Below are 9,464 nucleotides of genomic sequence, written 5' to 3'. Positions count from 1 at the left end.
AACAAATCCATGAGTACATTCATTATTACAACCATGAGCGTATTCAATTGAAACTAAAAGGACTGAGCCCAGTGCAATACAGAACTCAGACCTTGGGTTAAACTAAACCGTCCAAGTTTTGGGGGTCAGTTCATAAATAGGAGGGCTTTTTTGTGTCTAGGACATTCTGTTTTCACTCCCCACCATTTATTTTTAGCTGTTAACATAATTGATAACGTTAGATTAACGTTGGCTAACAGCTTTTAGCATAAACACTGCTACAATAAATGTGTTAGTTTAAATAATAAGCACAATGAAACCTACACCATCTAAGGAGAAAGCGTATGTTGGGTGAACCTGAATATAGTATGAATGAGTTGTTTGCACAGTTAGGACTGGAGAGTTCTGACGAAGCAATTAATAGCTTTATTGAAAAGAATCAAATGGCAAAAGAAGAGAAGCTCACCGAGTCTCCTATTTGGAATGATAACCAACGTGCTTTTTTGCAAGAAGAGTGGTACAAAGATGCGGCATGGGTCGAAACCATTGATGAGCTCAACGTGCGTATGCATCCCCATGATGACGTTTAAAAGTTAGTAAATAGTTAGTTAAAAACCCACAACCGTGTCTGATGTGGGTTTTTTATTAATAAGTGAGCGTTAGTTGCTAAATAAATGACTGCTTGGCTCGCCATTCGAGTAAATCTAACACATCTTGGTGGATTCCAGCTTTGAGGGCTTCTAGGCCGTCATAGTGTCTTTCACCATGCAAATAGTGTAAAAAACGTACGTGTAACGTCAAGCCGTATAAGTCCGCTTGCAACTCTGGAAAGTGTATTTCTAGGCGCCAACTGTGTGCTTTATCCACAGAGGGTCTCGTACCAATATTAGCGGTACCAAATAAGCTGTCTGGACGTAACCCTGTCATGCCTGTTTTCCCATCTGCCGCAAGAGCTACTAAGCCATTAGGGATTACCTTCCCATCTTTATCAAGGCTTACGACATCAACGGCAAAGATACCGTGTAACGCTGGTTTGAGGCGATTTAAGTCAATATTGGCCGTAGGAAAGTCCAGCGTACGCCCAATTTTATCTCCCCCAACGACCACGCCTGTTATGGCATAACCGCGCCCAAGTAGCGCGTTAGCAGCGTCAATGTCCCCTGCCAATAACAGATCACGAATGCGCGTAGAGCTAATACGGGCAGCTTTATTACTGTCATCTGTGACGGTATGGAGGTTGGTCACGTGTAAGCCATAATCCCGCAGGAACTGACTGTCGCCTGTTCGGTCATGGCCGAAGCGAAAGTCATCGCCCAATACTAATGCTTTGACATTTAAGCGCTTGGCTAAAATGTCTGCAAATGCCTGTGCTGATAGCGAGCGAAAATCAGTATCAAACCCTGCGACAATTAAGGTCTCTATTCCGTGCTCTGCTAACAACGCTTGCTTTTCTGCCAGATTGGTTAGGCGGGCAGGGGCAGTGGCGGGCGCAAAAAACTCACGGGGTTGTGGCTCAAATATCATGACGGCTGAGCCAAGATTTTGCGCGTGGGCAATGTCAAGAACTTGGTCTAACATCGCTTGATGACCGAGATGGACACCATCGAAATTGCCAATAGTAAGCACACAGGGCGCTAACTCTACTTGGCTAGTGCTTGTCGGCAAAGCGCTTGGTGACGCCATCAGTTGCTCAAGAAAATAGGTGTTCATAAATTTTCAGCTATGCTAAGACCAGATAAAAAAGAAAAAACACAACCATATTAAAAATCGATGTGTCTAAAACCAGCCATTATAAAGTAAAATGACCATACTAACATCCCATAGTCTGCTCATCGTACAAGTATGACACCATCCGTCTCGCGATCTTCAAATAACGTTGGACTACCTCGTTTGGATGTAATGATTGGGGTTATACAGTGCGGGTGGTCAACAAATGATGATAAAGAATGACATTAATTTTGGAGGTTCTATGTCCGAGGTCGCTTTGAATGCTGTACCGTCTGTGTTATCGACAGACAAGCTCAACGATCAGTTTATTGTACAGCGTGCCAGTAAAGAGGATTTACCCGAAATCTTGGCTATTTATAACCAAAGCATCGCGGGCAAACAAGCAACGGCCAATCTCGTCCCAGTCACTTGCGAGGAACGGGGCGAGTGGTTTACTGAGCATTTAAACAGTCCAACGCGTCCTATTTACACAGTTCGAGCCAGGGTCACAGCCGCTGAAACTATGGCACCAGTAGCGACATTGCCCATCGTAGCGTGGGGGAGCTTTAGTGATTTATATGCGCGTACGGCTTATCATATCAGTACTGAGATCAGTATTTATCTACATAAAGAATATCACGGGCAAGGGTTAGGTAGCTTATTGACACGCTGGATGCTCGCGCAAGCGCCAAGCCTCGGGATACACAATATCGTCGCACTGGTCTTTGCTCACAACCAGCCAAGCTTAGGTCTATTCCGTAAGCTTGGGTTTGTGCAGTGGGGGTACATGCCAAAAGTTTGTGACATGCAAGGTTTTATCGCTGATGTGGTGATGCTTGGCAAAGCCGTGGAGTCAGATACGGATAGCGAGGCGCTTTAGCCTAAAATTTTCCATTGTCCCGCGATCTTTTGTAGCTCGTAAGTCAGCGGTGCAGGCTCACTTTGGCCTTTTAGCATTAGTTCACCTACAATGGTAGCACGGGTCTTATCTTCGTTATATTTGGTATCCGTGATGGTGACGCCATCAACTGTTTGCCTAAAAGCAGATTGAGTTTTGGCAAGCTCTTCTTCGAAGTTTGCCATATCGACTTTGTAGTATTCTGCGGCTTTTTTTGCATCGCCGTAGTATAAGCTGTCTAGGGCTTGCTTCACGGTGTCTTCAGGAGTACCAGACTGGGTCGGATTGGTGACTAGGCTTTTTTGCTCGGTTGAGGAAGCGACTGGGCTTAAGTCATCATTATCAATGATGGCTTCATCTGTCACAGGATCAGCTATTGTCTCATTTTCAACGGTGTTATCCGCACTCACTGTCGGCGCTTGATTGTCGGTGTCGGTATTGTTTGCAGTGACGGCTGCCGTATTTTCAGTATCGACCTCTGGTTCTACCGTATCATTATTGCTACAACCACTTAAAAGTAGACTCGTGCTTAAGACCCCAGTAGCAAGTATGATTGGTAAGCGTGGCAATGAGAGCGGTTTGGTTGTCATATAGAACCTCAATGTTCAGTTATTCATTAGGAGTCAATTATGGCAACTATTGGCCGCGTTAACTATCAATTCTCATACTAAGCTTGTTTGGGTTTCGTAAGCCAGTCTCTTATTTGACCTTTTACCCGTGTTTTAAGTGGCGGGGACGGAAACCTGTTGCCAATAACACCGCGCCATAAACCAGTGCCCCTAGCGCACACATGATAAGTAGGGCCACGATGCGTCGCCACTGGGCATCATCGGTTGGGAAGTAGGGCAATATGAGATAAAGAGCACCAACCATCGCCCCCGTAGAGACCGCGAACTGGGCAAATAGCTTTTTCCAGTGGTTGCCAAATCGGAAGATGTCACGCTTGTGCAAGAAATAATATAACAAGCCTGCGTTTACAAATGCGGCCCCAGTGGTTGCTAATGCCAGACCGCCATGCAGGGGTATCTCTAATAAATAAAATATGCCAATAAAAATGACACTAAAAACCATGTTGGCAAAAACGGAAATAATACCGATTTTTACGGGCGTTCTGGTATCTTGACGCGCAAAAAATGCCGGCGCAAATATTTTTATGAGCATAAACCCTAAGATGCCACCAGCCATACTACGCAGCGCCAGCGAGCTCATTTGCGCATCGCGCAAGGTGAACTCACCCCGCAAAAACAGTGCTTGCATTAGTACGTCTGCCAGTATAAATAGGGCGGCCGATGCAGGAACGCCCACCAAAATAATCAAGCGTGCGGCCCAATCGATGGTCTTTTTGAAGCTGACATCGTCTTTTTGGGCTTCGCTTTTCGATAAGCTTGGCAAAATAACGGTACCGATTGCGACACCAATTAGTCCTAACGGTAGCTCACTCATACGCTCTGCCGCATACAGCCAAGATACCGAGCCGCCAATCATCAATGAGGCAAAAACAGTATTGAGCAGCAAGTTAATCTGGGTGACAGAGACACCAAAAATAGCAGGGAGCATGAGCTTTAAAATACGGCGAACGCCTTCATGTTGAAAATCCACTTTTGGGGCGACCAGCAATTTTTGTTGCCATAGCTGGGGCAGTTGTATCAAAAATTGCAGCAGTCCAGCGATCGCGACGGCATAGCCAAGGGCCATGATGGGGGTATTGAACATCGGAGCAAAAATCAGCGCGCCGCCAATCATACATAAGTTTAATAGAACCGGAGCAAAGGCAGGAGCGGCAAAACGGCCGTAACTTTGCAGGATACCACTAGCAAAAGCCGTCATGGAAATAAACAGTAAATAAGGGAAGGTTAAGCGCAGCAACTCAGCGGTGATGGCGAACTTATCGGGTTGATCGGCAAATCCTGGTGCAAACAAAGTCACGACCCAAGGCGCGATCAAGATGACCACCACGGTGAGCATGGAGAGAACCAGTAACAGCGCCCCTGAGGTACGACTGACTAAAATCTGTACCTGCTGTAAGCTGTATTTTTCTTTATACTCAGATAGTACCGGTACAAATGCTTGGCTAAATGCGCCTTCTGCAAACAGACGCCGCAAAAAATTGGGTATCTTAAAGGCGACCAAAAAGGCATCCATCAGACCACCAGCGCCAAAGACACCTAACAATACGACATCGCGTACCAGACCTAAGATACGAGACAGCATGGTCATGCTACTGACCACCATGGTTGAACGAAATAACCGACTTTTTGCCATGAGAACCTATTGTGCCAAGTTGTTTACTAATGGTTGTGTACTGATTTATGGGGGTCGAAAAACTGACGAATTATAGCACTTTCATAACAGAGATAAATAAATTGAATGTGGAGTATGAGATATTACAAACTGAAATTTATTATTTGCATTTCGATTTAGAGTAGAGTGAAAGCGCACTAAATCGTTTTATAGATATCGTTTAGTAATTTGAATAACTTAGCACGTCTATAAATCATAGATTCTCTATAGCTGGCTGCATCGTTTTCGTCAAAATTTGTATCCACAGACAGTACTTTTTTTCTAAAAGTTACAACCGACTCACCATAGTCTCTTAAAGCAATTTGAGCATCTTCGTAGCCAAATAAGAGCAATAAAGACTCTGCATTAGTTAGTTCACTGAAACTATTAAACAAATCTTTTTGGGCATCTAATAAACTTTTTGGTTTCACAAGAGATCTGTCTAGTTCTAGTTTACGTCGCCAATCAGTAGCAAGTGCCCAGTACTTTAAAGCAACGTGATTAAAAGACTCTACTTTCTCTGCAACTTCTTTTAGCATCTCAAATTCGCGTGCAACTTTGGATTTTTTTCGATCGTTACGATGCTGGGTTGTAGATAGAACAAAAGCAATAATACCTGTTATAAGTGCTCCCAAACCAATCTTCACTGCTGAGTCAACAACTTCAATCCAAGTCATAGTTTTTCCAGTCGATGAATAATAACTACTAAAATTAAGAACGCGTTATTTTAATAAGACGGCAATACTTTCACGCAACTTGACCCACTCAAAATAGTCTCCAGGGTCGGTTTTACGACCCGGCGCAATATCACTGTGACCCGTTAAATGTCGGCGTGTTTTCGGATAAGCATCATAGATAGCAGTGATAACTTGAGCAAGCGTGTCATATTGTGCGGTGCTAAAGGACACAAAATCTGACCCTTCAAGCTCAATGCCAATGCTATAATCGTTACATTCAGGGCGACCCAAGTAGCTAGAGCGTCCGGCATGCCACGCCCGTTCGTCAAAGTTTACAAACTGAGTGATGCTCCCATCACGCTCGATAAATAAGTGCGCCGACACTTCTGCGCCTTGAATGGTCTCAAAATAAGGATGGGCGTGCCAATCTAACTGATTGGTAAACAAGGCCTTAACATAGTGGACGCCGTCAGTACCGCACACGCCAAACTCATTGGGTGGTAAGCTGATATTATGAATGACGATGGTATCAACGCTTGAGTCTGCTGGTCGCCCATTGCAGTTAGGTGACGCAAGCCATGTCGCTGCTGATAATCGACCAGCGTTAATGGTCATTGGTGATGATATGGACATAATCTTCTCTTTTAAAAAGGTGTTAACAAGTACGCAGCTTAAACCTTTATCTAATGATTGCTTATAAAACAGTTGTAAACACGAGCTAAACGCTGAACCAATCGCAGTCGTAGATATTCTGTAGATGGTTTAAATGATGATATCAGCAGACACTATTCATCAGCCAATAATGACGCTATCGGCGTGTGAACTATAACGTGCGAGGTTTTGCCCCCATGTCTATAAAGCCTATTACTCTACCTATCGATTGTACCTTAACGACAATTCGCCAGCGAGCACGTTTACCATTTGCTATTGCAGGACTACTCCTCTCGGCCCAAACGCAGGCTTTTTTGCCGACGCCGCTATCGCTAGTGACAACAGGGGAATTAGCACCTATGTCAAATAGTGCTGTGGTAGATGAGACGGCTAATACCGCAGCATATCCTCGTGTCCAAACAGAGATTTCAGAGGGGCAAAACGCTCAAGCCAGACAACAAAGTCAGGCTGAAGAGTTATTGGCCAACTGGCGTGAACAGGTAAAAACAGAAAATCTGGCACAGCATACAACGTGGCGGCGTTTATTGTATTTCTTTGATGACCAAAAAGGCTTCTTGGGTAAAAATAAAGGTGTCAGTGTCGTTGATGACGCTAACTTTTTTTTAAGTAAAAATGGTCAGCAAGATTCAGGCGCAGAGCTTGATGCGATGCTTGTTGCCCTTGCGGACGAGCTGACAATCACGGCGCACAACACGGCTCAAACACATGATAGTAGCTCTCTAAACAGTCACTCTCAAAATAGCAGTTCGGTACTGTGCCGTTTTCCAGCGCGCGTACATTGGCTGAGCGAAACTTTGAATATTGCTGAGAGCGATCTGATGGCTGACTGTCCTGAGTTTGATCAATGGATTAAGAAGCTTGCCCCTGAGCAGCTGTCTATTATGTTTGCGCAAGAGTATTTGGACAATCCTACCTCTGCTTTCGCTCATACGTTATTACGTATCGACTCAAAAGCAAGCGCGGCTGATCCGAGTCAAATTCATCATGCTTATGCCCTTAACTACACAGTGGGCGGTGATCCAGCAGATAGCTTTGTAGTGTATGCCATCAAATCTATGATTGGCAGCTATGATAACGCCATCGAGATCGATCCGTACCCAGAAAAGCTCGCCAAGTATCTACAAGATGACGAGCGTGATGCGTGGACGTATCAGTTGGATTTGTCCCCAAGTGAGGTGCAACAAATCATGCGTCATGTTTGGGAAACCAAAGGTCTAGAGATGCCCTATTATTTTGCCACTGATAACTGTGCCTCTGAGATTTTACGCTTAATTGACGTGGTCCGCCCGCAGCAACATCTGTTGAGCCAACTGCCTTATGTCGTCATTCCATCAGATGTCGTGCAGTTACTCGATAACGAAGGTCTGCTCGCCCGCACCAACTATACGCCTGCTGATAGCACGTTACGCCAAGCCCAGCTTAATGAAGTGAAACAACAGCGTGAGCAGTTAGGCTATCACAATAGTGCTGAGCAGACTTTTCATGAAATCAAATCGGCGCGGCTTAATCCTATTTCAAGTATGTCAAGCGATAGGCAAACCTTACTGCAGCGCCGTATTGCGGTATCGGACAACAATCCAATCGACAGGCATCCGCTGCAACTTGGTCATGTCGGTATCGGCCAACGTGGCGATAATAATTATATCGATGTTGGGGTACGGGCAGGCTACCATGATTTTCTCGACCGTCCCGCAGGGTTTCCCCAGTTTTTCGATTTAGAAGGCGCCGCTGTCACTGTGCGTCTGTATGACAAAGATGGCAACAGCGTCCACAATAGGGATTATCAACCAGACAGTGTGGTCTTGCAGAATCTTACTTTGGTGCGTGGTCGCTCTTTTAACCCCGTTAATTCTGCCAAAAAAGGCAAAACGTGGGGGGCAACCATCGAGGCCACGCGCGTTGATGACGGCTCGCAGCAAGATGCCACCGACCATTTAGTGGGCAGTTTGGGTTATGAGACGGGTTGGTCATGGGCTTTTGGTACGCCTAGAAAAAACACGGGTGAGATGCCGCCACAGCTATGCTATACCTTGTTATCAGGGACGACGCAAGTTGGACGTGGTCTCAATAAAGGCTATCGTGTAGGAGCAGGGGTAAACCTAGGTTGTCGTTATCAGATTAACAATCAGTTACGCGTGCAGGCTGAATTGCAACTGCCATATTGGTATCATGGCAGCAGTGATGCACCCGATGTCCGTGGTCATTATTGGCAGCCGATATCGGCTTTAGGGCTGCAATACGATATTGATAAAAAACAAGCCTTGCGTATTAATACCACCTACGATTGGCAAGAGCGCCTCGCCACTAATGACGATATACAGCTGTCTTATAGACGATATTTTTAGATGTTTGGCTTTTACAAGTTTGGCAAAGGGTAGGATGGACTATGAGCACTCAAAAATTCCTGATTATTGGACAAGGTGACATCGGCTTACCGGTGACCAATAAGCTTGCGCAGAATGGCTTAAACGTCACGGGACTGGCACGAGGTGAGCGTCATCAGTACGCTGTGAGTGACAAAGCCGCTTTTATGCAGGCCGATGCGGTGACACTCAAGGCTGAGCAATTGCAAGATTTTACGCACATTGCGATCATTGTGACCCCTGATGAGTATTCTACCAGTGGGTATCACAATAGCTATTTGGCCATCACTCAACATGTTGCCAAATATGCCGATAAACTGACCCAGCTTGAGCGTGTTATTTTTATTTCCTCAACGGGGGTTTATGGTCAAAATAATGGGGAATGGATTGATGAATATACCGCGCCGATGACACCAGAACGCGAGGCCTCAAAAGTCATACTACAAGCAGAGCAAGCCTTGCAACAAGGGTTCGGTGATAAAGCGATCGTCATTCGTCCGAGTGGAATTTATGGACCGGATCGCCTCATGCGTTTGCGTAAAGTCAAAGAACCAAAAAAAGAGCCAGTGGCAGCCGCGCATTGGAGCAATCGTATTATGGATTGTGATTTGGTCAACATCATTATCAATGTATTGACTTGCGATGCACCAAAACCTATTTATCTGGCCACGGACTACATGCCAGTCACGACTTTTGAGCTGACAGCTTGGCTCAGTAAGCAAGTTGGCGAGCTGCCTCCTGAGATTGATCATAAAAAAACAGCAGTGACAGGAAAGCGTTTACACAGCAACATTCCATTAGCTTGGCTGGATTATCCTGATTGGCAAGTCGGTTACGCTGATATTTTGCGTCACCAGCAGTCAGATGACAGTTCGATTTAATCGGTTT

The 9,464-nt window shown here is 45.3% G+C and carries 10 protein-coding genes; 5 read left to right on the top strand and 5 right to left on the bottom strand.

Annotated features, from left to right (window positions below; translation table 11 throughout):
* Together B2P60_RS08555 and B2P60_RS08550 are read left to right on the top strand one after the other, a co-directional pair.
* Nucleotides 1–101: IS3 family transposase (locus B2P60_RS08555; protein ID WP_286740765.1), on the top strand; the 101-nt coding region annotated here is incomplete at its 5' end.
* Nucleotides 102–323: 222 nt separating this feature from the next.
* Nucleotides 324–569 (top strand): DUF2789 domain-containing protein, encoded by a 246-nt coding sequence (locus B2P60_RS08550; protein WP_193005318.1) that lies wholly within the window; start codon nucleotides 324–326, stop codon nucleotides 567–569.
* Nucleotides 570–645: 76 nt separating this feature from the next.
* Here B2P60_RS08550 and ribF read toward each other — a convergent pair whose 3' ends face one another.
* The gene (ribF, locus tag B2P60_RS08545) at nucleotides 646–1,689 is read right to left on the bottom strand and encodes a riboflavin biosynthesis protein RibF (RefSeq protein WP_414706640.1); all 1,044 of its coding nucleotides are present in this window, start codon (nucleotides 1,687–1,689) and stop codon (nucleotides 646–648) included.
* A gap of 259 nt (nucleotides 1,690–1,948) precedes the next feature.
* Between ribF and B2P60_RS08540 the strand changes: the two genes are divergently transcribed.
* The gene (locus tag B2P60_RS08540) at nucleotides 1,949–2,566 is read left to right on the top strand and encodes a GNAT family N-acetyltransferase (RefSeq protein ID WP_193005320.1); all 618 of its coding nucleotides are present in this window, start codon (nucleotides 1,949–1,951) and stop codon (nucleotides 2,564–2,566) included.
* On the opposite strand, the gene B2P60_RS08535 is transcribed toward B2P60_RS08540, so the two are convergent.
* From B2P60_RS08535 to ampD, 4 genes are all read right to left on the bottom strand, one after another.
* The gene (locus B2P60_RS08535) at nucleotides 2,563–3,174 is read right to left on the bottom strand and encodes a hypothetical protein (RefSeq protein ID WP_286740760.1); all 612 of its coding nucleotides are present in this window, start codon (nucleotides 3,172–3,174) and stop codon (nucleotides 2,563–2,565) included. The genes B2P60_RS08540 and B2P60_RS08535 overlap by 4 nt on opposite strands.
* Nucleotides 3,175–3,295: 121 nt before the next feature.
* The gene (gene murJ / locus B2P60_RS08530; protein WP_286740758.1) at nucleotides 3,296–4,846 is read right to left on the bottom strand and encodes a murein biosynthesis integral membrane protein MurJ; all 1,551 of its coding nucleotides are present in this window, start codon (nucleotides 4,844–4,846) and stop codon (nucleotides 3,296–3,298) included.
* Between the two features lie 176 nt (nucleotides 4,847–5,022).
* The gene (locus B2P60_RS08525; protein WP_286740756.1) at nucleotides 5,023–5,541 is read right to left on the bottom strand and encodes a hypothetical protein; all 519 of its coding nucleotides are present in this window, start codon (nucleotides 5,539–5,541) and stop codon (nucleotides 5,023–5,025) included.
* Between the two features lie 45 nt (nucleotides 5,542–5,586).
* Nucleotides 5,587–6,174, bottom strand: coding sequence for a 1,6-anhydro-N-acetylmuramyl-L-alanine amidase AmpD (ampD, locus tag B2P60_RS08520; RefSeq protein ID WP_286740754.1), 588 nt, complete (start codon nucleotides 6,172–6,174; stop codon nucleotides 5,587–5,589).
* A gap of 215 nt (nucleotides 6,175–6,389) precedes the next feature.
* Between ampD and B2P60_RS08515 the strand changes: the two genes are divergently transcribed.
* Nucleotides 6,390–8,558: a DUF4105 domain-containing protein gene (locus B2P60_RS08515; protein ID WP_286740752.1), complete on the top strand. Its 2,169-nt coding sequence runs from the start codon at nucleotides 6,390–6,392 to the stop codon at nucleotides 8,556–8,558.
* A 41-nt stretch (nucleotides 8,559–8,599) separates the two neighbouring features.
* Nucleotides 8,600–9,457: an SDR family oxidoreductase gene (locus B2P60_RS08510; protein ID WP_286740749.1), complete on the top strand. Its 858-nt coding sequence runs from the start codon at nucleotides 8,600–8,602 to the stop codon at nucleotides 9,455–9,457.
* Nucleotides 9,458–9,464: the final 7 nt, after the last annotated feature.

Source organism: Psychrobacter sp. UBA3068 (assembly GCF_002366815.1).
Lineage (GTDB): Bacteria > Pseudomonadota > Gammaproteobacteria > Pseudomonadales > Moraxellaceae > Psychrobacter > Psychrobacter namhaensis.
The sequence above is the reverse complement of the archived record's forward strand: the minus strand, read 5'-3'. Positions and strand labels throughout refer to the sequence as shown.